Raw genomic sequence first — 23,063 nt, 5'->3', positions numbered from 1 at the left:
TCCCTCCGATGGGCTCTTTGGCCCGCAAACCACGCGCCCTCTCCTCTAGCAGAGGCCGTGGTAGGCGAAGGCTATGCGCCATTCTAACGGGCTAAGCGGCTTTTGACACAGAGTTTGGGTAAGGTTGGGTAAGAGCCAGAAATCGGGGTTTCTAAAATAAGATCGGCTGGCCGCGACGAGGCTACGCAATGCGAAGCGCCAGTGGACGCTTCAACAGCACTTTTGCAGGCATACGAAAACGATCTGAAAAAAGCCTCCGCCAGACATTTGGTCTAGGCAGAGTAGCCTCTCATGCTTGCAATGCTGGCCCGATGACGCTGTTCTCAGTATAAATTGCTTTCAGTCTGGCATTGCCAATTGGAGTTGCAGGATGATCGCGCAAATCGCAAGAGTCGTTTCCAGCACGGTCAGAAAACCAGCTGAGGACGGCGATACTCTCAAGATTCTTGGTATATTTTGTGGAGCAGGCCTTCTGCTCTCTCTACTCGTCGCAATGGCTTTTGCGCTCGACTTGACGCCTTTGTGATGGTTCAGCGGTTCATCACGATGAGGTCGAGCCGAGCAGTTCCCACTAAAGCGCACGGCAGAGGAATTCACCGCGACGGCCCCATCGTCCCTCCGGCATAGCGCCTAGCCGCCGCGTCCTGCGTGTTTGTTGACCCATGCCGAAGTCTAACTCGGGGACCGGCCAACCCTAGTTGCCATTCGTAGGCCCGCGATATTGGTGGCGTACTCGGCAGCGATATTGCCGCCAAACAGGGCTGAACCCGCCACCAACGTGTCGGCCCCAGCCTCCACGACGGCGGCAGCATTGTGGCACGTGATACCACCATCGACCTGAAGGCGGATCGGGCGATCGCCGATCATGGCGCGAATGCGCCTGATCTTGGGGATCTGGCACTCCAAAAACGCCTGGCCACCGAAGCCCGGATTGACGGTCATGACAAGCACCAGATCCAACCTATCGAGCACATATTCGATTGTACCCTCCGGCGTCGACGGACACAGGCTTACGCCCGCTTTCTTGCCGAGCGCGCGAATAGCCTGCAGCGAACTATCGAGATGTGGACCGGCTTCCGCATGAATCGTGATGATGTCGGCACCGGCTTTGGCAAAGCCTTCAAGATAAGCGTCGACGGGCGCTATCATGAGGTGAACGTCAAACGTCTTCGTGGTGAACGGCCTCACCGCCTTTATCACGTCCGCACCGAAACTGATGTTCGGCACGAAGTGCCCGTCCATGACATCGCAATGGATCCAGTCAGCGCCGGCTGCGTCGATCGCCGCGACCTCCTCGCCGAGACGCGCGAAATTCGCCGCCAGGATCGAGGGAGCAATGACGATATCCCTGGTCATGGACATTTGCTCCCGGTCGCCTGCTCGCTGCCAGCTCCGCCGCTGAACACGCGGCTCGCCAATACGTCGGAGGGATCGATGGTTTCGAGATCAGCGATCTCGAGCATCCGGTCGAGATCGGAGACCAGCCGATCGGCCTGGCGCAACCGGATGCGATCGACAGCGTTGCGGACCGAGCGCGCATTGGAGAAGAACGGCTGAGTCCGGCGCAGCACAATGTATCTTTCGAACGACTCGCGTGCCGCGGCCGAGAAGCGGTAGCCGCGCTCCCTCAGCATAAGCTCGGCAATGTAGAGCAGCTCCGCCTCCGAATAGTCGGGAAACTCGATGTGGTGGGCGATGCGTGATCGGAAGCCTGGATTGGAGGCAAAGAAACTGGTCATCCGTTCGCCATAACCCGCGAGAATGACGACGAGATCCTCGCGCTGGTTTTCCATGACTTGCAGCAAGATCTCGATGGCTTCCTGACCATAGTCGCGCTCGTTGTCGGGCCGGTGCAGGTAATAGGCCTCGTCGATGAACAGTACGCCGCCCATCGCCTTCTTCAGGATCTCCTTGGTCTTCGGCGCAGTGTGACCGATATACTGACCGACAAGGTCGTCGCGCGTCACCGAGATCACCTGTCCGCGCCGCACGAAGCCGAGGCCGTGCAAGATCTTCGCCATGCGCAGGGCGACGGTAGTCTTACCGGTGCCGGGATTGCCGGTGAAGGACATGTGCAGCGTCGGGGCCGAGGAGACGAGCCCGGCCCGCTGCCGGATCCGCTCAATCAACAGGAGCGAAGCGATCTGCCGCACCCGCTGCTTGACGGGCTTCAAGCCGATCAACTCTTGTTCGAGCTGGTGCAAGGTCTCCGTGATCCCCGCCGCCTCGGCCTCCTTGCGCAGGTCAAACGCAGTAGGCACCTCATTGACCTCAATGGTCGTCGTGTGCGGCACATCCAGCATCTTGGACCTCGAATAAAGAGGCTTCGCCGCCGCAAATGACGGCGAAGCAGTTGTCCGCCAGGGAGTCGGAGCGGGGAGAAAGAGTCGCTCCGAGCGGAAAGCGACTAAGAGGAAGCCGGCCGAGGTTGCCGGTGTACGGTGGTGTAACGTACCGAGCGTACGGCCATCTCCTGGCGCACCAGCTCGAACTCAGCCTCCTTCGCGGGCCGGTTGACGAGGAACGAGATGCGCACCGACTCCCAGCCATGGCTGGAATCGAATCCCGAGACGCGGATGTAGCGGTCGCCATACACCCTGCGGCATTCGGCGAGCTCCATCATCACGCCGGCAGCGTCCGCGAGATCGAACATCGGCAGACCCCACATCTCCCAATAGGTGTTGCGGGGATGCGGGTCGTCGGTGAACTCGATGTTCACCGCCCAACCCTTGCTCAGGCAATATTGCACCTGCTTGGTAATCTGCTCGTCGCTGAGATCGGGCAGGAAGGAGAAACAGCCTTGGGTCAGTTTCATCTTTGCTCTCCTTTAGACAGCGGCGAGCGCCGTCGGCACGAAGTCCGGCGTGTCGGTGGATTGATAGTTGAAAGTGACGTCTTTCCAGGTCTCCAGCGCGGCCTTCAGCGGCGTGCAGGTCGCTGCGGCCTTGGCCAGGATCTCTGGGCCTTCGTGAACGTAGTCACGTCCCTCGTTGCGAGCGAGGATCATCGCTTCCAGCGCCACCCGGTTGGCGGTCGCCCCGGCCTGGATACCCATGGGGTGGCCGATGGTCCCGCCGCCGAACTGCAGCACGACGTCCTCGCCGAGCAGGTCGAGCAGCTGGTGCATCTGGCCGGCATGGATGCCGCCGGAAGCCACTGGCATTAGCTTATTCAGGCTCGCCCAGCTCTGGTCGAAGAACACGCCGTGCTCGAGCTTCATCGGGTTGAAGTCGTCGCGGCAGATGTCGTAATAGCCGCGCGTGGTGTTGGGATCGCCCTCGAGCTTGCCGACGACCGTGCCGGCGTGGATGTGATCGACTCCGGCGAGCCGCATCCATTTGGCGATGACGCGGAACGACACGCCATGGCTCTTCTGGCGCGTATAGGTCGAGTGACCGGCGCGGTGCAGATGCAGGATCATGTCGTTGCGGCGCGCCCATTTCGCCATCGACTGGATCGCGGTGTAGCCGATCACGAGGTCGATCATGACCACGACCGAGCCGAGCTCCTTGGCGAACTCCGCACGCTCGTACATGTCCTCCATGGTCGCGGCCGTGATGTTGAGATAGGTGCCCTTCACCTCGCCCGACGCCGCCTGCGCGCGGTTGACGCCTTCCATGCAGTAGAGGAAGCGGTCGCGCCAGTGCATGAAGGGCTGCGAGTTGATGTTCTCGTCGTCCTTGGTGAAGTCGAGCCCGCCCTTCAGCGCCTCATAGACCACGCGGCCGTAATTGCGGCCCGAGAGGCCGAGCTTCGGCTTGATGGTGGCGCCGAGCAGCGGCCGGCCGAACTTGTCGAGCCGCTCGCGCTCGACCACGATGCCGGTGGCCGGCCCCTGGAACGTCTTCACATAGGCGACCGGCAGCCGCATGTCCTCGAGCCGCAGCGCCTTCAGCGCCGCGGCGCGGGCGCGATAGAGGTCCTTGTGGAACGTATCGAGCGTCGGCTGGTCGCCGGTGTAGGAGTGGATCGTGGTCATGAACCCCTTCTCGATCCCGACGGCGTCGTCCAGCACCTGAGCGAGCGGCGCGAGGCAGTTGGTCGAGCACGAGGCGTTGGAGACCACGATGTGATCGCCGGTCAGGGCGAGATGATTGACGCCGAACACGACGGTGAGATCGACCTCGCTTGCCGGCGCCGAGACCAGCACGCGCTTGGCACCGGCCTGGATATGTGCGGCGGCTTTCTCACGCGAGGTGAACAGACCGGTGCATTCCAGGGCGATATCGACACCGAGCGCACGATGCGGCAGCTGCGCCGGGTCCTTGATCGCGGTCACCTTGATCGGGCCGCCGCCGACGTCGATCGTATCGCCGTCGACCTTGACTTCGCCGGGAAAGCGGCCGTGGACCGAGTCGAAGCGCAGCAGATGCGCATTGGTCTCGACCGGACCGAGGTCGTTGATCGCGACCACCTCGATGTCGTTGCGGCGGGACTCGGCGATCGCACGCAGCACGTTGCGACCGATCCGGCCAAATCCGTTGATGGCGACACGCAAGCTCATGCTGTTCTTCCCTGGTTCCGACGTGCGACCGAGCGCCTGGCCGCTTCTGCGATGCTCTGCGGTGTGATGCCGAATTCGCGGTACAGCACGGGCGCCGGCGCCGAGGCACCGAAGCTGCGCATGCCGACGAACTCACCGTCGGCACCGATCCAGCGATGCCAGTCGCCGACAACCGCTGCCTCGACGCCGACGCGCGGCGCCGTGCCGAGCACGGTGGCGCGGTAATCGTCCGGCTGCTCCTCGAACAAGGCGAAGCAGGGCGCGGACACCACGGCCGCGCGGATGTGCTCGGTCGCGAGCAGGCGGGCTGCTTCCAGCGCAATCGAGACTTCCGAGCCGGTCGCGATCAGCGTCACGTCACGGCCGCCGTCGGGCGAGACGACGAGATAGGCGCCGCGTGCGACGCGGTTCTTGCCGCGGGCATCGCTGCGGAAAGTTGGCAGCGCCTGACGCGACAGGCACAGCACGGACGGGCGATGCTCGGAGCCGAGTGCGCAGTCCCAAGCCTCCAGCGTCTCGACCGCGTCGGCGGGACGGAACACCAGCAAGTTCGGGATCACCCGCAGCGCGGCAAGGTGTTCGACCGGCTGATGCGTCGGGCCGTCCTCACCGAGCCCGATGGAGTCGTGCGTCATCACGTGGATAACCCGCAGCCGCATCAACGCTGCGAGCCGGATCGCGGGACGGCTGTAGTCGGAGAAGGCGAGGAACGTGCCGCCATAGGGAATGAAGCCGCCATGCAGCGCGAGGCCGTTCATTGCTGCAGCCATCCCGTGCTCGCGGATACCGTAGTGGATGTAGCCACCGGCGAACGCACCGGCTTTAACGGGGGTCTGCGCCTTCGCCTGCGTCAGGTTCGAATGCGTCAGATCCGCCGAGCCGCCGACCAGTCCGGGAATGGTGCTGGCGATGCCGTCAAGCACCTGCTGCGAAGCCTGCCGCGTCGCCAGCTTCGGCCGTTCGGATGCGAAGCGCTCGCGCAACTTCGCCGCGGCGAGCACATAGGCAGCAGGCAGGGCAACCGCCCTACCTTCCACGAACAAATCGCGCTGCTCGGGCGTTGCGCGCTCATAACGATCGAGCCAGGCGAGTCGCTCGACCTGCCCGCGCTGTCCGATCATCCGCCACGCCTTGAGCACCGGGATCGGCACCACGAAAGGCTGATAATCCCAACCGAGCGCGCGGCGCGCCGCCGCGGTCTGCTCGGTGCCGAGTGGCGCACCATGCGCCTTCTCGGTGCCCTGCCGATCAGGCGCCCCATAACCAATGATGGTGCGGCACGCGATCAGCGACGGCTTGGCGGTCTCCCGCTCCTCCGCGATCGCCTGGGCCACGGCTTCTGGATCGTGTCCGTCGACACGGCGCACCGACCAGCCGGAGGCCGCGAAGCGCGCGAGATGATCATCCGATGTCGCGAGCGACGTCGGACCGTCGATGGAGATGCCGTTGTCGTCGAACAGCACGATCAAACGGCCGAGCCCGAGATGACCCGCGAGCGAGATCGCCTCCTGGCTGAGACCTTCCATCAGGCAACCGTCGCCCGCGATCACGTAGGTGAAGTGATCGACGAGGCCGTCGCCATGCCGCGCATTGGCCATGCGCTCGGCAAGCGCCATGCCGACCGCGGTCGCAATCCCCTGCCCCAGCGGACCCGTCGTGGTCTCGACTCCCGGCGTGTGGCCGTATTCGGGATGGCCCGGCGTCTTCGAGCCCCACTGCCGGAACGCCTTGATGTCATCGAGACTGAGGTCGCCGCCGGTCAGGTGCAGCAGCGCATAGAGCAGCATCGAGCCGTGGCCCGCCGACAGAACGAAGCGGTCGCGGTCCGGCCAATTGGGATGCGCCGAGTCGAATTTCAGGAAGCGCGAGAACAGCACGGTCGCGACATCGGCCATACCCATGGGCAGACCTGGATGGCCCGACTGCGCGGTCTCGATGGCATCGACCGCGAGGAAGCGGACGGCGTTGGCGAGATCGTTATGCGCGACTGCCGTGATGTCGGCTTCGGCGTGGACGGAGATATTCATCGGTGTCTCTCCTCGTTCACTTCAGGCTGCGCTTGCGCTCGATCAACTGCATGATCAGCGGCGTCAGAATCAGCTGCATGGCGAGATCGAGCTTCGCGCCGGGACAGACGATCGAATTGGCGCGCGACATCCAGCTCTGCGGCAGCATCGAGAGCAGATAGGGGAAGTCGATGCCGCGTGGATTCTTGAAGCGGATCACGACCATCGATTCGTCCGGCGTCGGGATCCAGCGCGCGATGAACGGATTGGACGTGTCGACCGTCGGCACACGCTGGAAGTTGATGTCGGTCTCGGTGAATTGCGGGCAGATGTAGTGGATATAGTCGGGCATCCGCCGCAGGATGGTGTCGGTGACCGCCTCGGTCGAATAACCGCGCGCGCTGCGGTCGCGGTGCAGCTTCTGAATCCATTCGAGGTTGATGACGGGCACGACGCCGATCTTGAGATCGGCATAGCGCGCGACATTGACCTTGTCGGTGACGACGGCGCCGTGCAGGCCCTCGTAGAACAACAGGTCGGAGTTCTCCGGCAGCTGCTTCCAGTCGGTGAAAGTACCGGGCGCCGTGCCATGCAGCGCGGATTCCTCGGCGTCGTGGACATAGTGCCGCGTCACCGCCGTACCGGTCTCGCCGTAGTCGCGGAACGCGCGCTCCAGCTCCTCGAACAGGTTGGTCTCGGGACTGAAATGGCTGAAATGCTTGTTGCCGCGCTCGGCCTCTTTCGCCATCTGCGCGCGCATCTCGGCGCGGTCGTAGCGGTGGAAGGCGTCGCCTTCGATGTAGGCGGCATTGACCTTCTCGCGGAAAAAAATCTGCTCGAAAGTCTTCTTGACCGAGGTGGTGCCGGCGCCGGAGGAGCCGGTGATGGAGATGATCGGATGCTTCCTGGACATGGGACACCTCGCTCAGAGCCGGAAGAATCCGCGCCGCGCGAACAGCGGCGCAGAGACGCTGGCGACCAGCACTGGATCGCAATGAAGCTCCTCGACGCGCCGCACCTCGTTGCTCGAGCCCATGATCAGGGGCACGCGCTGATGCAGGCTCTGCGCGGAGAGGTCGAGGATGCGCTCGCGTCCCGTGGAGGCGGAGCCGCCGGCCTGCTCGATGATCATGGCCATCGGATGCGCCTCGTAAGTCAGGCGCAGGCGGCCCTCGCCGTAGCCGGGGCGCGCGTCCGAAGGGTAGAGGAAGACGCCGCCGCGGGTGAGGATTCGGTAGGCCTCGGCAACCAGCGAGCCGACCCACCGCATGTTGAAATCATGGTTGGCGGGGCCTTCGACGCCTGCGAGGCATTCGTCGATGAAGGCGCGCACCGGCGGATCCCAGTGCCGACGGTTCGAGGCGTTGATCGCGAACTCCTCGCAGGCCTCGGAGATCTGCACGCCGCTGCGGGCGAGACGGAAGCAGCCGGCCTTGTGATCGAGCGTGAAGATGTCGACGCCTTCGCCGAGCGTCAACACCAGCGAGGTCTGCGGCCCGTAGGTGACGAAGCCCGCCGCAAGCTGCACTGATCCGCGCTGGTGAAAGGCGAGCGAGAGGTCGTCGGGTGCCGGCAGGATCGAGAAGATCGTCCCCACCGTCATGTTGATGTCGATGTTGGAGGATCCGTCGAGCGGATCGATCGCGATGCAGACGCGGCCCTCGCGGTCGCCGATCTGGGGTTCGCGCATCTCCTCCGACGCCAGCGCCGCGATCGGCAGCTTGCTGAGGCAGCGGCGCAGGATCGCATCGGCCTGGACATCGAGGTCGCGCTGGATGTCGCCGTCGCTGTTGCGCTCCGTGGTCAGGCCAGAGGCGTCAGCGAGATCACCTGACGCGATGAGGTCGGCGATTTCGATGGCCGCCGCCGCGATGGCATCGACTGCGGCCGCCACGGCCAGCGCATGCGGCGCGGTCTCGGAATACCGTTGAAGGTGATCGTCCAGCCTGAGTTGCCCAGTCATCTGCGTCCATCCCCTTGGCCGGCGCCGCAGCCATGCCCTCCCCTCTGAAGGTCGGTCGCGGTCAGTCCCAGCACCAGGAGATTGACAGGGACAGATTAATAAGGAAAATTTCTATTCGTAATGAGCACCAAAGAATTTTCTTATAATTGACCCGGACAGGCGGCTGCACAGCTCCGGCATCTGACGATCAGGCAGCTGCGCTCGCTCGCGGCGCTGTCGGCCAAGGGCAGCGTGACGGCGGCCTCCGGCCATCTTGGGCTGACCCAGCCGGCCGTGACCCAGCAGCTGCGGCAACTTCAGGACCTCGCCGGCCTGCCCTTGGTGCAGCGGACCGGCGACGGCATGCAGCTGACCGCGGCGGGCAAGGAAGTGTTGGCGCTGGCCGAGCGGGTCGAGGCCGCGATCGCGGACTGCCAGGGCGCGCTCGACCTGCTCGCCGGACGGAGCGGCGGCGCGGTGCATCTCGGTGCGGTCTCGACCGCTAAATATTTCGTGCCGCATGCGATCGCGGCGTTCTCCAAGCGCTACCCCAAGATCGAGATCAAGCTGACGATTGGCAATCGCGATGAGATCCGCGCAGCCATGCACGGTTATGATCTCGACTTCGCGGTGATGGGCCGGCCACCCGCCGACGTCCACGTCGACGTGCGCCAGCTCGGCCGCAATCCGCACATCATCGTCGCCCGCAGGGGACATTGGCTGGAAAAGGACCGAGGACTCAGTCTGACCGACCTTGTGCACGAGACCTTTCTCACTCGCGAGCCGGGCTCGGGCACGCGAACACTAATGGAGGGCATGTTCCAGAAATCGGATCTCGAGCCAATCATCGGCATGGAGATGAGCAGCAACGAGACCATCAAGCAGGCTGTTATCGCCGGGCTCGGCATCGCCTTCATCTCGGCGCACACCGTCGCGCACGAGCTCGGCGAGGGCCGCCTCGTCGTGCTCGACGTCGCGGGCCTACCAATCGTGCGGCAATGGTACGTGATCCGCCGCAGTGACAAGGTCCTGCTGCCGCCGGCGCAGGCTATGTTCGATTTTCTTGGCTCTGAAGGGTCGAATTATTTGCCGTACCTACCTGAACTCGGCGGGCGCTAAAGCAAGATCCGGAAAAGTGTGAAGCGGTTTTCCCAAAACTCATGCTCAAACAAAGAGCTAAAGCGCCATGACGATTCAACCCATCGCGCTTTTTTCTCGACTTCTTCCAATGTTTTATTGCACGTCGACCAGGCATTGACCCACCGCGTCCAGGAGCCGACGCCGTTTCAACCACCAAGTCTGTCCGGGCCGGTTCTTGGAGGTGTGCCCCGGTGCACCGGTTACGGCAACGGCGTGAACTTAAGTTGGCCGAGCGGCACGACTTTGTCGGTGCGGGTCATCTTGAACTCGGTGTTCGGGCCGAGCCACTTGTCCCAGAGCTGGTTGATCTCACCTGCCTGGTCGAGTGCGAGCAGTGTCTCGTTGATCTTGGCGAGCAGCGCCGGCTCGTCCTTCTTCATGCCGATGCCGATCGGTTGCAAGACCATGGGCTCATCGATCATCTTCAGCGGTTGGCCAGCGGACTTCGATTCGTTGACGAGCTTGGTGATGGTCATGGTATTGGCCACCATTCCGACCGCCTTGTTCTGCTGGACGGCCATGAAAGCCGAGCCGGTGTCGACGAAAGTGAGGGGATCCGACTCATTCAGCTTGATCGCGAGCTCGGAGGTCGAGCCCTTGGTCGAAGCCAGACGTTTACCTTTGAAGTCGGCCTTCTTGGTTCCTGGATCCGAAGCCTTCACCGCCAACATCTCCTTGGCGAGATAATAGGGGTCGGAGAACTGGATCTGCTCGGCGCGGCCCAGCGTATAGGCGAGATTGGCGACTGTGATGTCGACGCGGCCGAGCTTGACCTCGGGCACCCGCGCCTCGACCGAGAGCGGGCTGATCTTCGCCTCGACGCCCCAGCGCTTGGCAATGGCTCTGCAGAGGTCGACATCAAAGCCAACCATCTCCCGCGTTTTCGGATCGGGCGCGGCAAACGGGGGTACGTCGGCGAAGGTGCCGCAGCGCAGCTCTTTGCGCTGCATGATATCGGCCAGCTGATCAGCCATGGCCACGCTGGCAAAGCAACTCAGGCCCGTGGCAACGATGGCGGCGCGGAGCACGCATTTTCCAGTCTTAGTCCCGATCCCGATCGACATTTCGAACTCCCTGTTTTGCAATGATGGCAGGCGTTGTCATCGTGCCCGCAGATCCGACAAAAAGCGCTGCGCACGCGGATGCTGCGGCGAGCCGAAGAACGCGCTCGGCGACGCCGATTCCAGCAGGCGCCCGGCATCCATGAACCAGACACGATCAGCGACATCGCGTGCGAAATTCATCTCATGGGTGACGCACATCATGGTCATGCCATCGCGAGCAAGTCCCCGCATCACCGCCAGAACTTCGCCGACCATCTCCGGGTCGAGCGCGCTGGTCGGCTCATCGAACAGCATCGCCGGCGGCTCCATGGCCAGCGCTCGCGCGATCGCGACACGCTGCTGCTGGCCGCCGGACAGCTGCGCCGGATAGTTCTGCGCCTTGCTGGAAAGGCCTACCCGGTCGAGCAACTGAAGCGCGATCTCCCTTGCCTTGCTCCGTTTGATGCCGTTCACCTTCACAGGCGACAGCATCACATTGTCCAGCACGCTGAGGTGTGGAAACAGATTGAAACTCTGGAAAACGAAGCCGATACGGCTGCGCAGGTGGTTCATTGCCAAGCTGCTAATCTTCGCATGAACATTCTGTCCGTCGAAGCGCAGCACTCCGGATTGGATCTCCTCAAGCCGGTTGACGGTGCGGATGAGCGTCGACTTGCCAGAGCCCGAGGGGCCACATACCACGACCACCTCGCCCTTTTTCACCTCCGCGTTGATGTCGACGAGGGCGGGCAGCGAACCGTAGAACTTGTTGATGCCAATGAATTCAATCATCGGAGTTGCCGTACTGTTCGAGGCCTGGTTTGACATGATCATGTCCTCGATGCGGCTGCCAAAGCCGGCGCTGCAGCACCATCCATCGACCTGGCGCGCCGAACGGCAATCCGACGTTCGAGCGTGCTGGCCAGCTTAGTGAGAGTCCAGCAGACGACGAAATAGATGATGGCGAGTATGAAGTAGACTTCGAACGGCTTGGTCAGAAGCCGGTTGTTGATCTGTCCCGCCGCGAAGGTCAGCTCTGGCACGTTGATGATGTAGCCCAACGTCGTCTCTTTGATGGTGGAGACGAACTGGCTGATGATGCTCGGGATCATGTTGAACAGCGCCTGCGGCAGGATCACGTAGCGCATCGCGCCGAGGTGGCTGTGGCCGAGCGCCCGCGCCGCGTCCATCTGCCCTCGCGGCAATGCCGTGATTCCGGCTCGCACGATCTCACTGAGAAAGGCCCCCTCGTAGATGACCAAGGTGGCGAGCATGGTCACGAAGCCGGGAACGCTCTCGCCGATCAGGAGCGGCAGCAGGAAATAGACCCAGAGGATGATCAGCAGCAGCGGAACGCCGCGCACGACATAGACCAGCGCCGTCGCCGGCCAGCGCAGCACGGGCCAAGGCGATAGACGCGCGAGCGCCATCGCCACGCTGAGCGGGAATGCCAGCGCAATTCCAAGAATCGACAGGATCAGGGTCGCGGCGATCCCGCCGAGCGGGCCGTTCGGAAACTGGCCGACCAGCAGCAGCAGCCAGTTGTCGCTGACGATGCCTATCATGTTGAACAGGAGCGTCATGTCAGAGCGCTCCCGCCATGCGGCTGCGCCGCTCGAAATAATAGCCAAGCCACATCAGGAGCAGCGAGCACACGAGGTAGAAGACGGTCGCGATCAGGTAGGTCTCGAAAGCGCGGAAGCTCTGGTTTTCGACCTCCTTCACCGCATGCGTGAGCTCGGTGACGCCGATCGCCATGGCAAGACTGCTGTTCTTGAACAGCGACACCGTGTGGTTCACCAGCGCCGGCATCGCATTTCGGACCGCCTGCGGCAGCAGGATGTAAGTCATCGCGCCGAGATAGCTGTGACCCAGCGCGCGAGCGGCCTCCCACTGGCCCTTGGGCACGGCGCGCAAGCCCGACCGATGGTCTTCGCTGAAATATGCGGCCTGACACAGTCCGAGCGCGATCACCGCGAAGATTGCCTCGCCGTTCTGATCGGACAGCCAGACCTGGAGCCGCTCGGGCAGCAGGCTGGAGACACCGAAATACCAGAGCATCAGCTGCACCAGTGTCGGCACGTTGCGGTGATAGGCAACGTAGGCCTCGACCAGGGCGTCGGCGATCCGGCCCGGCAGCATTCGAATTGCAAGGAGGGTGATACCGAGGCTCATGGCGAGCAGCCAGGAGCCTGCGAAGATGATGAAGGTCATCTTCACCCCGTGGACGAGCATGCGGCTGAACTCGGGGTTCAGCAGGATCGCCATGAGGTCGAAGCCCTTCATCGCACCCTCCGCTCTAGGTGACGGCTGGAGGGCTGGCGGGGTGCTCGGGACGGACCGTCGACAGTCCGCCCGGCACCTGCAGGGTCGGTGTGATCTCGATATGGCCGATGTTTACCGCCACTGGCGCGGCAATGGCGAAAGCGATCGTGTCGGCGATGTCCTCCGGTTTGGGCAGCTCGAATCCGTCGATGAAGGCAGCGCGGGTCGCGGCGGAGTCGCCGTGGACGTGAGCGAAGATATCGGTCTCGACCCGCCCCGGGCAGATCTCGGTGATGCGAACACGCTTGCCGAAGGCATCGATCCGGAGCTGACGGGACAGCATGCTGACCGCCGCCTTGGTGGCGTGGTAGGTCGAGTTGCCGCCGAAATTATAGGCGCCGGCGATTGAAGTGATGTTCACGACGTGACCGCGGTCGCGCGCCACCATGCCGGGCACGACGAGGCGGCACAGATGCAGGACGGCCCCCAGATTCACGCCGAGCAGTAGCTCGATATCCTCGGCATCCGCCTGCAGGAATTTCTTGGGCCGGTCGACGCCGGCGCAGTTGACGAGAACGTCGAATTCGACGCTGCCGGCGAGCTTGGTAAGCGCAGGCAGATCGCGAACGTCGACGGCATGGGGAATGCAGCCGGTGCGATCTGCCAGCGCCTTCAGTGGATCGGCGCTACGCGCCAACGCGTGCACCTGCAGTCCCTCGCGCGCCAGGCGCTCGACGACGGCGAGGCCGATGCCTGACGAGGCGCCGGTGACGAGAGCCGTCCTGTAGTCGGAAAATGGCATCTGAGTCCTCGCTGTTCTCCAGAGGCTACCGACGGAGCAGTTCCGCCGCCAAGATGGAATCACTTTGGCGGGATAAGGGGCGCTTATGATGGGCCACGCCCGGGGCCGCCGGCGATCAGGTGCGACACCGGCGCGATCTCGCCACCGGCGGTCTCGATCGCCGCACGGATCGTCCGGGCGAACTCGACCGCGCCCGGGGTGTCGCCATGCAGCAGGATCGATGTGGCCTGCATCGGCAGCGCCCGGCCGGTCGCGGTGATGACGACGCCGTCGCAGAGCAGGCGCTGCACCCGTTCGAGCACGAGCGCCGGGTCGTGAATGACCGCGCCGGCCGTGCCCCGTGGCACGAGCAGTCCGTCATCGTCGTAGGCGCGATCCGCGAGGAAAGTGGTGGCGACGCGCAGGCCGCAGGCCGCCGCCGCCCCCTCGATGGCGCGGCTGGTCGACGATACGATGAGGAGCTCTCGATCGAAGGCGGCGACAGCGCGGACCAGCGGTTCGGCGAGTTTGGCGTTGGCGGCCACCATGTTGCCCAAGGCGCCGTGGAAACTCATGTGGGTCATGCGGTAACCGGCTGCGCGGACGATCCCTGCAAGCGCGCCGAGCTGATAGGTGACCATCGCCGCGAGCTCGGTAGGATCGATGTGCATCGCCCGGCGGCCGAAGCCCTGGCGATCCGGGAAGCCGACATGGGCGCCGACATCGACACCCCGCGCCTTTGCCGATTCCACGGTGCGCTGCATGATCAGCGGGTCGCCCGCGTGAAAGCCGCAGGCGATGTTGGCCGACGAGACGAGGCCGAGCAGAGCGTCGTCGTCGCCCATGGACCAGGGACCGTAGCCCTCGCCCAGATCCGCATTGAGATCGATCTTCATTCGGCGTCACTCCCGTGCGGCTGCAATCCGATCAGCGGCGCGCCGTATCCCACCGTCGCGCCATGCTCGGCGAACGTCTCGACCACCATGCCGTCCTCCGGGGCCGGGACCGGAAGCAAGAGCGGTCCGATCTGGAGAAAGGCGAGCGGCGTGCCGGCCGCAACTTCGTCGCCGACGGCGACCGATGGTTGCGAGCGCAATGGATGGCGGTCGAGGTAGAGACCCGGCACCGGTGCCCGAATGATCTGCGTGGGGGAAGAAGACAGCGCCGCCGTCGCAGCCTCGATCATTTCGACTTCGACTCGGGCGCCGTCATGCCGCAGGCGCAGCACCCCGGCTGGGCCTTTCAGCTCGAGCAGGCCGATGTCGGTCGCCGCGAGGAAGGCGCAGAGCTGGTCGACATGGTCGAGCGGGTTGGTCATCGCACCGCTCCCTGGTTGCAGTAGAGCTCGACCAATCGGCGGGCGTTGCTCAGCCAGCGCCGGGTCGCCGCCGACGCGTCCAGCGCCTCGTCCCAGCTGCACAGCACGAAACGAATCCGGCTGCCGATGGGAGCCTGGCCGAGGCGCCAGAGGTCGGCGTCGATGACGGTGCCGATCTTGGGATAGCCGCCCGATGGCTGCGCATCGCGCATCTGGATGATCGGCTGGCCGCCGTGGGGGACCTGGATCACGCCTGGGACAATGCCGTGGGAGCGCAGCTCCATGGGTCGCTGCGGCCTGAGTTCGGGGCCGGCGAGACGATAGCCGTAGCGGTCGCTCTGTGACGTAATCTTCCAAGGCTCGGACCATAGCGCCTCGTGGGAAGACGGCGTGAAGCTATCGTATTCGGCAGCCGGCAGCACCCGCACGGCGGTCAACCCGTCCACCTCCAATGGCAAGGCGAGGCCGGGCGGCGTGATGCCGAAGCCTGTCTTGGCGCGACCGGGGGGCTCGGCAATTGGCAACCGATCGCCGTCGCGCAGCGGACGGCCCTCTAACCCGCCGAAGGCGCCGCGCAGCTGGGTACTGCGTGAGCCGAGCACCGAGGGAACATCGATCCCGCCCGCGATGCACAGGTAGACGCGGCTGGCGCGCCAGGTCGCAGTTGAGGGAACGGCGAGCGAGAGGACCTGGCCGGCATCGGCGCGGTGCGCCCACCATGGTAGCACTGGCGCCTCGTCGAGCCGCGGCGCGCAATCCGCGCCGGTCACGGCGAACACCGTCGAATGGGTGAAGCGGACGCGGAACGGGAACAGCGGTATCTCGAGGGCTGCCGCATTCTCCTCGTTGCGCAGCAGGATGTTTCCAGCGGCGAGCGCCAACGGGTCCATCGCACCCGATGTCCCGACGCCGAGGTTGAGCGCGCCGGTGCGGCCGAGATCTTGCACCGTGGCGAGCGCGCCGGCCGACAGCACCTCGATCATCGCAGCACCCGGATGGTTTTGAAGCGGATGCAGTCACCGGGCTGCAGCAGCGCTGGCGGCGTGCGCTCGACATCGAAGAATGCGACCTCGGTGCTGCCGATCGTATTCCAGCCGCTCGGCCCATCGGAGGCAGAGACGCCGGTCTGACTGCCGCCGATGGAGACGGCGCCGCGTGGGATGCGCAGCACCGGCACCTTGCGCCGCGGCGTCGCGATGCGCTGGTCCATGCCACCGAGATAGCAGTACCCGGGATGGCTGCCGAGGGCGTAGACGGTGTAAGTCGGTGCGCTGTGGATCGCGACGATATCGTCGACGCTCAATCCGGTGTGGGCCACGACATCGGCCATGTGCGGGCCGCCGTCGCCGCCATAGACCACCGGCAGATCAAGGCAGCGCCCGGCGACAGGAAGCGGCTCGAGGGCGTGCCACAGCTCGATCAGTCTGTGCTCGATTTGTCCCCGGTGCCGCGGCGGCTCGGCGAAAGCGATCATGAGGTTGTTCATGCCCGGCACGGCCTCCCGAACGCCGGGCAGACGGCCCGCCTCCAGCGCCAGGGCCCAGATGCGGCACTGCGTCGTCAGCGAGGTCTCGCCCGGAGCTTCGAACAGCAGCGCGGTCGTTCCCAGCAGGCTGAGTTGTGGCAGGTCCGTCGTCATGCCTTGCCGCTCCCGCACAACTGCTGCTCGAGATGGTGAATGCTGACGCCGCCCCTGATGAACGCGGCATCCCTGACGAGCCGCCGGTGCAGCGGCAGGTTGGTCGCGATTCCTTCCACGCGCATTTCGTCGAGGGCGATGCGCAGCCGGTCCAGGGCCTCGGCGCGATTCGCGCCGTGCACGACGAGCTTGCCGATCAGCGAGTCGTAATATGGCGGCACGCGATATCCGCTGCTGGCATGGCTATCGATGCGCACGCCGGGGCCGCCGGGGAGCTCCCAGGCGGTGATCACACCGGGGGACGGCACGAACGTGTCGGGATCTTCGGCGTTGATCCGGCATTCGAAGGCATGACCGCGGCAGACGATGTCGGCTTGCGCGAACGGCAGCGCCTCGCCCTGAGCCACACGAATCTGCGCCTCGACGATATCGATCCCAGCGGTCATCTCGGTGACGGGGTGTTCGACCTGCAGGCGCGTATTCATCTCGATGAAGTAGAACGCGTCATCCTCGACGAGGAACTCGAACGTGCCGACGCCGCGGTATTCGAGCTGCCGGCAGGCCTCCGCGCAGCGCTCGCCGATCTGCGCCAGCACGTCCTGGTCCAGTCCCGGTGCCGGCGCCTCCTCCAGCACCTTCTGGTGCCGTCGCTGCAGCGAGCAATCGCGGCTGCCGAGCCAGACGGCATTGCCATGGGTATCGGCAATCACCTGGATCTCGACATGTCGCGGCCGGCGCAGGAATTTCTCGATGTAGATCGCGCTGTTGGCGAAGCCGCGCCGCGCCTCTTCCCGCGTCACGGCGATCGCATCGATGAGGCCAGCCTCGCTCTCCACCATGCGCATGCCGCGTCCACCGCCGCCGCCCGCCGCTTTCAGGATCACGGGGTAGCCGATCTGCCGCGCGGTTGCGCGCGCGAGATCGAGGTCGTCGCCGAGCGCCGCATCCGGACCGGGTACGCAGGGAACGCCGGCGGCGCGCATCGCCCGCTTGGCCGCGACCTTGTCGCCCATGACGCGCATCACCGCGGCCGTCGGGCCGATGAAGGTCAGGCCGGCAGCTTCGACCTGCTCGGCGAAGCCAGGGTTCTCGGACAGGAACCCGTAGCCCGGATGGATCGCCTCCGCTCCGCTGACCTCGGCGGCGAACAGCAACGCCGTCTGGTTGAGATAGCTCTGCGCTGCCGCGGCCGGCCCGATGCAGATGGCCTCGTCGGCATGATGCACGTAGGGCGCATCGCGATCGGCCTCCGAATGGACGACGATGGTGCGCAGCCCGAGCCGCCGGCAACCACGCTGGATGCGCAGCGCGATCTCGCCCCGGTTGGCTATGAGGACCGAGCCGAACATGTGCCTACCTGATCCGCATCAGTTCTTGCCCGGCCTCGACCTCCTGCCCGGTGGAGACGAGAATTGCGATCACGGCGCCGTCCCGATCGGCACGGACCTCGTGAAACATCTTCATGGCTTCGATGACGCACAATGTCGTGCCGGCGGTGATCGCCTGGGCCACCGTGACGAAGGGCGGCGCGTCAGGATCGGGCTGCAGATAGGCAACGCCAAACAGCGGCGCGACGACGCCATCCGCCGCGGCGTTGACCGGTGCCGGTTGCGCAGGCTCGGGACGGCTCGGGGGGCGCGCCGTGGCGGCGACCACTGGCACCGCCGGCCGCGATTCGGTCGGCTGCGGTCGGCGCACCAGCCGCAATGACATGCCGCCCTGGCTGAACTCCATCTCGGCCAGATCGGAAGCCGCCATGGCGTCAATCAGTGACTTGATACGATCGAGATCCATGCTCCGGCCGTTCGTCGAGGTCGGCGCCCGCGGCGTCGCTACCTACCGACGAACGCTACCGCTGGCGGTCTTCCCCGACCAAGACGGTTTGGCTTTGCCCATATAAGAGAGCGCTATGACGCTTTCTGCGCCCGCTCCTCGGCGACGACGAGATTGCCAGGCAGCCCAGCAACGAGCTCGAGCAGGATTTCCTTGATGGCCTGGGCCGGCTCCGATAGCGGCAAATGATCGGACTGGCACAATGCCAACGGCGCCTCGATGATCGGATCGACGATGCGGGACTGCCAGCCGCCGCAGGAGCCCGCCACCTGTCGGGCCATCGATTCCGGCAGGATCGTCGCGCCGAGCCCGTCGGCGATCACCGCCGTCAATGTGCTCGCCGATTCGATTTCCGCGACGACCTTCGGCGCCTGACCGATCGCCGCAAAGGCTTCGTTCACCATCTTGCGCACGACGTTGTAGGGACGGGCGAGATAGAGATCCATGTCGGCCAGCGCTGGCACGCTGATCTCGCCCGGCGGGGCCATCATGCTGGCGGGGCCGACCACGTAGAGCTGTTCGCGCAGCAGCGGCACGAACGAGAGGCCATGAACGGCCGTCTTGCCGCCGTAGAGCACGGCGAGATCCATCCGGCCGTTCATGACGAGCTCCGAGAGCGTCGTTCCGTAGGTCTCGTTGAGGTAGAGCAGGATGCCAGGGTGGCGGGCGCGCACGGTCCGCAGCAGCGGCAGCGCGAGTCCGGCCGCGGCCGTTCCAGGCGCAAGTCCGACGGCGACCGCACCGGAGATGCTCTTGGCCGCCGCGCTCATATCGGCGCGCGCCTGCTCGCATTGACGCAAGATGAGCTGCGCGTGGCGATACAGCACCTTGCCCGCTTCCGTGGGCACGACGCCGCTTTTGGTGCGCACCAGGAGCTGCTGGCGGACCTCGCCCTCCAAGGTCGCGAGCTGCTGGCTGAGCGCCGGCTGCGCGACATGGAGCACATCGGCGGCCTGCGTCAGGCTGCCGACGTCGACGATCTTCACGAAATACTGAAGACGCCTCAGATTCACCTTGTCCCTCGGATCGATCGGCGCAGCGGCCTTCCCGGCTGCGCGGCATTCAACGGGGCGCCGAGGAGGAATCCAACCATAAGATATGCCTATCAGGCCAGATTGAACTCGTGTTGGTCAGCGCCGGCGGCTGTCTTTAGCGTCGCACCTCTCCAGACCGGGGTCAATTGCCATGAACCGTTCTCGTATTTCCGCGCGCGTCAGACGCATCAAGCCTTCGCCCAGCACGGCGGCTGCGGATCGGGCGAGCGCGCTCAAGCGCGAGGGCAAGAGCATCGTCAGCCTTGTGGTCGGCGAGCCGGATTTCGACACGCCCGCGCATATTCGCACTGCCGCCGTCTGGGCGATGGAGAAGGGAGAGACGCGGTACACGGTGCTTGCCGGCACGCTGGAGCTGCGCCAGGCGATCGTCGCCAAGCTGAAGCGCGAAAACGGCCTCGTCTACGATCCCGCGGAGATCGTCGTCACCAACGGCGCCAAGAGCGCCATTTACAGCGCGCTCGAAGCGACCCTCGAGGCCGGCGACGAGGTGATCATCCCAGCGCCCTATTGGGTGTCCTATCCGGACATGGTGCTCGCCTGCGAAGGAATACCTAAGATCGTGGCCTGTCCGGAAAGCCAGAGCTTCAAGATCTCGCCGGCCCAGCTGGAGGCGGCGATCTCGGAGAAGACGCGCTGGCTGTTGATCAACTCGCCATCGAACCCGACCGGCGCAAGCTATTCCGCAGCGGAATATCGCGGGATTGCCGAGGTTCTCGCCCGCCATCCGCATGTGCTGGTCATGACCGACGACATCTACGAACACATCCGTTTCGACGGCGAGAGTACGCCGCATCTGCTCAACGCAGCACCCGAGCTGCGTGAGCGCGTCCTCGCCATCAACGGCGTATCCAAGACCTATGCGATGACCGGCTGGCGCATCGGCTGGATCGCCGGCCCCGCGGACCTCGTCGGCGCGCTGAATACGCTGCTGTCGCAGGCCTCGGGCAATGCCTGCTCGATCAGCCAGGCGGCGGCGGTCGCGGCGCTCACCGGCGACCAGAGCTTCGTTGGCGAGACCGTTGCGACTTATCGGGCGCGTCGCGATCGCACGCTCGCGCGTATCAACGCGATCCCCGGGCTGAGTTGCCGGCCGCCCGACGGAGCGTTTTATCTCTACGTCAATTGTGCAGGCCTGATCGGCCGGACAACGCCGGCCGGGACTCGCCTCGAGAGCGACAGTGACGTCGTGATGTACTTGTTGGAGGCGGCCGGCGTGGCCGTCGTCCAGGGCACCGCCTACGGTCTGTCGCCATTCTTCCGTGCCTCGATCGCGACATCGCAAGCGGCGCTCGACGAAGGCACGGATCGCATCGCCCGTGCAGTTGCCGAGCTGCACTAACCTGAAATTGATCGAAAGCATCCTCCATGACCAATCCCGGAATCGTCAGAAACCCCTCCGCTCCCCAGGTCGACCCGTCCACCGTCGCCAAGCTGCGGAGCATCGCGGTGGCGCTGCTGAGCGATCAACTGCACCGCAACTGCGGCAGCATCGGTCTTCGCGCCTACCATTCGCCCGCCCCCATGGCCGGCACGGCGGTGACCGTGAAGACGCGTGGCGGGGACAACCTCGCCATTCTGCGCGCCTATGATTTCTGCCGGCCCGGAGACGTCATGGTGGTCGATGCCGGCGGAGACACTACCAACGCTCTGGTCGGTGGCATCATGACCTTCGCCGCCGCTTCGCTGGGTCTCGCCGGCATGGTGCTCGATGGCGCCATTCGGGACGCGGCCGAAATCGGCGCACGAGCTTTTCCCGTTTATGCCCGCGGCGTGAACCACCGCGGCCCCTACAAGGACGGTCCAGGGGAGATCAACGTGCCGATCACGGTCGGCGGTATGGTGGTCAATCCGGGAGACGTGATCGTCGGGGACCAAGATGGACTTCTCGCCTTCCCGCCCGGTCTTGCCGCAAGCGTGATCGAGAAGGCGATGGCTCAACATCAGAAGGAGGAGGCGACGATGCAGGCCATTCGCGAGGGCCGCTGGGACCGTTCCTTTGTCGACGCGCTGGAAGCGCGCTGCGCCAATTGAGCGCGTTTCTGCCTCTGTTAAAGCTTGCTGCGGCGTCTTCACGCCAGAACAACCGCAGAGCCAGGTGAACTCTTGAGATAAGGACACCGGGCGGAGTCACGGATATGCGCTCTTGAGATCATGGCTCGCGGCGCAGCCCGGACAGCGAAATCGCAACCCCGGCCGCTACCAACCAGCCAGTTCGCAGGTACTTCCTGCAGGCTGGAAACGCCGCACCAAAACGTGAAGCGTGCCAATGTCCTGGTTACTCGGCAGCGCTCCCTACTTCACCAACGCACAGCCGCCCTCCACCATTGGCCGGAACGCCTGGTCTGCCGGGATCGTCGAAACAAGCTTGTAATAATCGTACGGATATTTCGTCTCCTCCGGCTTCTTGACCTCGAACAGGTACATCGGATGCACGACGCGGCCATCCTGACGGATCGCGGTATCGCCGAAAAGCCTATCGTGGCCTTTGAACGTCTTCATCTGCGGCACGACGTCCTTGGCGTTGTCGCTGCCAGTAGCGGCGACCGCGTTGAGGTAGGCGAGCGTGGAGGCGTAGACGCCGGCTTGATTGCCGCTCGGCATTTTGCCGTTCATGCCGGGGCGTGCCGCAAAGCGTTTGGCGAAGGCACGGGTGTCGTCGTTCATGTCCCAGTAAAAAGCCTCCATGAGTTGCAGTCCTTGAGCGACCTTCAATCCCATTCCGTGGACGTCGTTGATGAAGAGGAGGAAGGCAACGAGCTTCTGTCCGCTCTGCTGGATACCGAACTCAGCCGCCTGCTTCACCGCGTTGATGGTGTCGCCGCCTGCATTGGCAAGCCCGATCACCTGGGCTTTCGAGCCCTGCGCCTGAAGCAGGAAGGAGGCGAAGTCAGAAGTGCCGAGTGGATGCTTGGAGGAGCCGATCACCTTGCCGCCATGCGCCTCGATATATTTCTGCGCTTCCGCCTCGATGCCTTTACCGAGCGCGTAATCGACGGTGAGGAAGTACCACTCCTTGCCGCCGTGCGACATCATTGCCGCCGCCGTGGTGTTGCCGGTCGCCCAGGTGTCGTTGACCCATTGGATGGTGTTGGGCGAGCAGGCCTTGCCGGTTAGGTCGGCGCTCGCGGTGGAGGACGCCAGGAACGTCATCCGGCTGTCGCGTAGCACATTGTTGATGGAAAGGCCCACCGCCGAGTTCGGCACGTCGACGATGGCATCGACACCTTCAACATCGAGCCATTTTCGCGCAATGGCCGAGCCGACGTCCGCCTTGTTCTGATGATCGGCGTAGACGATTTCAACCTTGACGTCCTTGCCGCCGCCGGCGAAATCTTCCGCCGCCATGCGTGCGGCTTCGACCGAGCCCATGCCGTTGGTGTCTTGGAATATGCCGGAGATGTCGTTGAGCACGCCGATACGCACGACGCCATCCGAAATCTCCGCGTTCGCGGCGCCGACCCAAAAGCTTGCGGCAAGCGCAATGGTCCACCCCAGGTGCTTCATTCTTTGTCCTCCCTCACTCCCGCGAGTCGGTCG

23 protein-coding genes and 2 pseudogenes are annotated in these 23,063 nt (G+C 64.5%); 4 read left to right on the top strand and 21 right to left on the bottom strand.

The window, feature by feature from the left end:
• Window positions 1-370 precede the first annotated feature (370 nt).
• Window positions 371-526 (top strand): hypothetical protein, encoded by a 156-nt coding sequence (locus tag X265_RS40925; RefSeq protein ID WP_164933596.1) that lies wholly within the window; start codon window positions 371-373, stop codon window positions 524-526.
• 146 nt (window positions 527-672) lie between these two features.
• Here the strand turns inward: X265_RS40925 and rpe are convergent, their stop codons facing one another.
• The 8 genes and pseudogenes from rpe to X265_RS38425 form a co-directional block, all read right to left on the bottom strand.
• Window positions 673-1,356 (bottom strand): ribulose-phosphate 3-epimerase, encoded by a 684-nt coding sequence (rpe, locus tag X265_RS38455; RefSeq protein ID WP_128929480.1) that lies wholly within the window; start codon window positions 1,354-1,356, stop codon window positions 673-675.
• Window positions 1,353-2,303, bottom strand: a complete 951-nt coding sequence (gene cbbX / locus X265_RS38450) for a CbbX protein (RefSeq protein ID WP_128955160.1) — start codon at window positions 2,301-2,303, stop codon at window positions 1,353-1,355. Before cbbX ends, rpe begins: the two co-directional genes overlap by 4 nt.
• A 104-nt stretch (window positions 2,304-2,407) precedes the next feature.
• Complete coding sequence (locus tag X265_RS38445; protein ID WP_128969534.1) at window positions 2,408-2,815, bottom strand: ribulose bisphosphate carboxylase small subunit; 408 nt, start codon at window positions 2,813-2,815, stop codon at window positions 2,408-2,410.
• A gap of 12 nt (window positions 2,816-2,827) precedes the next feature.
• Window positions 2,828-3,895 (bottom strand): annotated as a pseudogene (locus tag X265_RS41805) (ribulose-bisphosphate carboxylase large subunit); the annotation flags it as partial.
• A gap of 9 nt (window positions 3,896-3,904) precedes the next feature.
• Window positions 3,905-4,504, bottom strand: a pseudogene (locus X265_RS41800) (type I glyceraldehyde-3-phosphate dehydrogenase); the annotation flags it as partial.
• Window positions 4,501-6,531: a transketolase gene (tkt, locus tag X265_RS38435; RefSeq protein ID WP_128955158.1), complete on the bottom strand. Its 2,031-nt coding sequence runs from the start codon at window positions 6,529-6,531 to the stop codon at window positions 4,501-4,503. The pseudogene X265_RS41800 and the gene tkt, both read right to left, overlap by 4 nt.
• 16 nt (window positions 6,532-6,547) lie before the next feature.
• Window positions 6,548-7,423, bottom strand: a complete 876-nt coding sequence (locus X265_RS38430) for a phosphoribulokinase (RefSeq protein WP_100233973.1) — start codon at window positions 7,421-7,423, stop codon at window positions 6,548-6,550.
• A 12-nt stretch (window positions 7,424-7,435) separates the two neighbouring features.
• The gene (locus X265_RS38425; protein WP_128955157.1) at window positions 7,436-8,473 is read right to left on the bottom strand and encodes a class 1 fructose-bisphosphatase; all 1,038 of its coding nucleotides are present in this window, start codon (window positions 8,471-8,473) and stop codon (window positions 7,436-7,438) included.
• 180 nt (window positions 8,474-8,653) lie between these two features.
• On the opposite strand from X265_RS38425, the gene X265_RS38420 reads away from it, so the two are divergent.
• Complete coding sequence (locus X265_RS38420) at window positions 8,654-9,571, top strand: LysR family transcriptional regulator (protein ID WP_232995648.1); 918 nt, start codon at window positions 8,654-8,656, stop codon at window positions 9,569-9,571.
• 221 nt (window positions 9,572-9,792) lie between these two features.
• On the opposite strand, the gene X265_RS38415 is transcribed toward X265_RS38420, so the two are convergent.
• The 12 genes from X265_RS38415 to nac form a co-directional block, all read right to left on the bottom strand.
• Window positions 9,793-10,566, bottom strand: coding sequence for an ABC transporter substrate-binding protein (locus X265_RS38415; RefSeq protein ID WP_232995647.1), 774 nt, complete (start codon window positions 10,564-10,566; stop codon window positions 9,793-9,795).
• A gap of 126 nt (window positions 10,567-10,692) precedes the next feature.
• Window positions 10,693-11,427, bottom strand: coding sequence for an amino acid ABC transporter ATP-binding protein (locus X265_RS38410; RefSeq protein WP_128930135.1), 735 nt, complete (start codon window positions 11,425-11,427; stop codon window positions 10,693-10,695).
• 38 nt (window positions 11,428-11,465) lie between these two features.
• Window positions 11,466-12,218, bottom strand: a complete 753-nt coding sequence (locus X265_RS38405) for an amino acid ABC transporter permease (RefSeq protein ID WP_128930134.1) — start codon at window positions 12,216-12,218, stop codon at window positions 11,466-11,468.
• 1 nt (window position 12,219) lies between these two features.
• Entirely contained in the window at window positions 12,220-12,921 is a 702-nt protein-coding gene (locus X265_RS38400; protein ID WP_128930133.1) for an amino acid ABC transporter permease, read from the bottom strand.
• A 13-nt stretch (window positions 12,922-12,934) separates the two neighbouring features.
• Window positions 12,935-13,702: an SDR family oxidoreductase gene (locus X265_RS38395; protein WP_128930132.1), complete on the bottom strand. Its 768-nt coding sequence runs from the start codon at window positions 13,700-13,702 to the stop codon at window positions 12,935-12,937.
• An 83-nt stretch (window positions 13,703-13,785) separates the two neighbouring features.
• A complete protein-coding gene (locus X265_RS38390; RefSeq protein ID WP_128930131.1) occupies window positions 13,786-14,577 on the bottom strand; it encodes a LamB/YcsF family protein in 792 nt (263 codons plus the stop codon).
• On the bottom strand, window positions 14,574-14,999 hold the full coding sequence (locus X265_RS38385; protein ID WP_128930130.1) for an acetyl-CoA carboxylase biotin carboxyl carrier protein: 426 nt from the start codon (window positions 14,997-14,999) through the stop codon (window positions 14,574-14,576). Before X265_RS38385 ends, X265_RS38390 begins: the two co-directional genes overlap by 4 nt.
• Window positions 14,996-15,982: a 5-oxoprolinase subunit C family protein gene (locus X265_RS38380; protein ID WP_128930129.1), complete on the bottom strand. Its 987-nt coding sequence runs from the start codon at window positions 15,980-15,982 to the stop codon at window positions 14,996-14,998. The genes X265_RS38385 and X265_RS38380 overlap by 4 nt, the downstream gene beginning before the upstream one ends.
• Window positions 15,979-16,638 (bottom strand): 5-oxoprolinase subunit PxpB, encoded by a 660-nt coding sequence (pxpB, locus tag X265_RS38375; RefSeq protein ID WP_128930128.1) that lies wholly within the window; start codon window positions 16,636-16,638, stop codon window positions 15,979-15,981. Before pxpB ends, X265_RS38380 begins: the two co-directional genes overlap by 4 nt.
• Window positions 16,635-17,987 carry an acetyl-CoA carboxylase biotin carboxylase subunit gene (accC, locus tag X265_RS38370; protein WP_128930127.1) on the bottom strand — a complete coding sequence of 451 codons (1,353 nt, stop codon included), beginning with the start codon at window positions 17,985-17,987 and terminating at the stop codon, window positions 16,635-16,637. The genes pxpB and accC overlap by 4 nt, the downstream gene beginning before the upstream one ends.
• A 4-nt stretch (window positions 17,988-17,991) precedes the next feature.
• Window positions 17,992-18,432: an acetyl-CoA carboxylase biotin carboxyl carrier protein gene (locus tag X265_RS38365; RefSeq protein ID WP_128930126.1), complete on the bottom strand. Its 441-nt coding sequence runs from the start codon at window positions 18,430-18,432 to the stop codon at window positions 17,992-17,994.
• Between the two features lie 113 nt (window positions 18,433-18,545).
• Complete coding sequence (gene nac, locus X265_RS38360; RefSeq protein WP_128930125.1) at window positions 18,546-19,484, bottom strand: nitrogen assimilation transcriptional regulator NAC; 939 nt, start codon at window positions 19,482-19,484, stop codon at window positions 18,546-18,548.
• A gap of 172 nt (window positions 19,485-19,656) precedes the next feature.
• Here nac and X265_RS38355 point away from each other — a divergent pair, with 172 nt between their 5' ends.
• On the top strand, window positions 19,657-20,865 hold the full coding sequence (locus X265_RS38355; RefSeq protein ID WP_128955156.1) for an aspartate transaminase: 1,209 nt from the start codon (window positions 19,657-19,659) through the stop codon (window positions 20,863-20,865).
• Between the two features lie 26 nt (window positions 20,866-20,891).
• The gene (locus X265_RS38350) at window positions 20,892-21,557 is read left to right on the top strand and encodes an RraA family protein (protein ID WP_128930123.1); all 666 of its coding nucleotides are present in this window, start codon (window positions 20,892-20,894) and stop codon (window positions 21,555-21,557) included.
• A gap of 261 nt (window positions 21,558-21,818) precedes the next feature.
• Here X265_RS38350 and X265_RS38345 read toward each other — a convergent pair whose 3' ends face one another.
• Complete coding sequence (locus X265_RS38345; protein ID WP_128930122.1) at window positions 21,819-23,030, bottom strand: ABC transporter substrate-binding protein; 1,212 nt, start codon at window positions 23,028-23,030, stop codon at window positions 21,819-21,821.
• Window positions 23,031-23,063 lie beyond the last annotated feature (33 nt).

The sequence above is a fragment of the Bradyrhizobium guangdongense genome (genome assembly GCF_004114975.1).
Taxonomy (GTDB): domain Bacteria; phylum Pseudomonadota; class Alphaproteobacteria; order Rhizobiales; family Xanthobacteraceae; genus Bradyrhizobium; species Bradyrhizobium guangdongense.
This window is presented reverse-complemented; position numbering and strand designations above follow the sequence as displayed.

Coding starts and splice junctions, on each gene's coding strand:
- X265_RS40925 (WP_164933596.1), top strand. CDS start 371: ATGATCGCGCAAATCGCAAGAGTCGTTTCCAGCACGGTCAGAAAACCA.
- rpe (WP_128929480.1), bottom strand. CDS start 1,356: ATGACCAGGGATATCGTCATTGCTCCCTCGATCCTGGCGGCGAATTTC.
- cbbX (WP_128955160.1), bottom strand. CDS start 2,303: ATGCTGGATGTGCCGCACACGACGACCATTGAGGTCAATGAGGTGCCT.
- X265_RS38445 (WP_128969534.1), bottom strand. CDS start 2,815: ATGAAACTGACCCAAGGCTGTTTCTCCTTCCTGCCCGATCTCAGCGAC.
- tkt (WP_128955158.1), bottom strand. CDS start 6,531: ATGAATATCTCCGTCCACGCCGAAGCCGACATCACGGCAGTCGCGCAT.
- X265_RS38430 (WP_100233973.1), bottom strand. CDS start 7,423: ATGTCCAGGAAGCATCCGATCATCTCCATCACCGGCTCCTCCGGCGCC.
- X265_RS38425 (WP_128955157.1), bottom strand. CDS start 8,473: ATGACTGGGCAACTCAGGCTGGACGATCACCTTCAACGGTATTCCGAG.
- X265_RS38415 (WP_232995647.1), bottom strand. CDS start 10,566: ATGGCTGATCAGCTGGCCGATATCATGCAGCGCAAAGAGCTGCGCTGC.
- X265_RS38410 (WP_128930135.1), bottom strand. CDS start 11,427: ATGATTGAATTCATTGGCATCAACAAGTTCTACGGTTCGCTGCCCGCC.
- X265_RS38405 (WP_128930134.1), bottom strand. CDS start 12,218: ATGACGCTCCTGTTCAACATGATAGGCATCGTCAGCGACAACTGGCTG.
- X265_RS38400 (WP_128930133.1), bottom strand. CDS start 12,921: ATGAAGGGCTTCGACCTCATGGCGATCCTGCTGAACCCCGAGTTCAGC.
- X265_RS38395 (WP_128930132.1), bottom strand. CDS start 13,702: ATGCCATTTTCCGACTACAGGACGGCTCTCGTCACCGGCGCCTCGTCA.
- X265_RS38390 (WP_128930131.1), bottom strand. CDS start 14,577: ATGAAGATCGATCTCAATGCGGATCTGGGCGAGGGCTACGGTCCCTGG.
- X265_RS38385 (WP_128930130.1), bottom strand. CDS start 14,999: ATGACCAACCCGCTCGACCATGTCGACCAGCTCTGCGCCTTCCTCGCG.
- X265_RS38380 (WP_128930129.1), bottom strand. CDS start 15,982: ATGATCGAGGTGCTGTCGGCCGGCGCGCTCGCCACGGTGCAAGATCTC.
- pxpB (WP_128930128.1), bottom strand. CDS start 16,638: ATGACGACGGACCTGCCACAACTCAGCCTGCTGGGAACGACCGCGCTG.
- accC (WP_128930127.1), bottom strand. CDS start 17,987: ATGTTCGGCTCGGTCCTCATAGCCAACCGGGGCGAGATCGCGCTGCGC.
- X265_RS38365 (WP_128930126.1), bottom strand. CDS start 18,432: ATGGATCTCGATCGTATCAAGTCACTGATTGACGCCATGGCGGCTTCC.
- X265_RS38355 (WP_128955156.1), top strand. CDS start 19,657: ATGAACCGTTCTCGTATTTCCGCGCGCGTCAGACGCATCAAGCCTTCG.
- X265_RS38350 (WP_128930123.1), top strand. CDS start 20,892: ATGACCAATCCCGGAATCGTCAGAAACCCCTCCGCTCCCCAGGTCGAC.
- X265_RS38345 (WP_128930122.1), bottom strand. CDS start 23,030: ATGAAGCACCTGGGGTGGACCATTGCGCTTGCCGCAAGCTTTTGGGTC.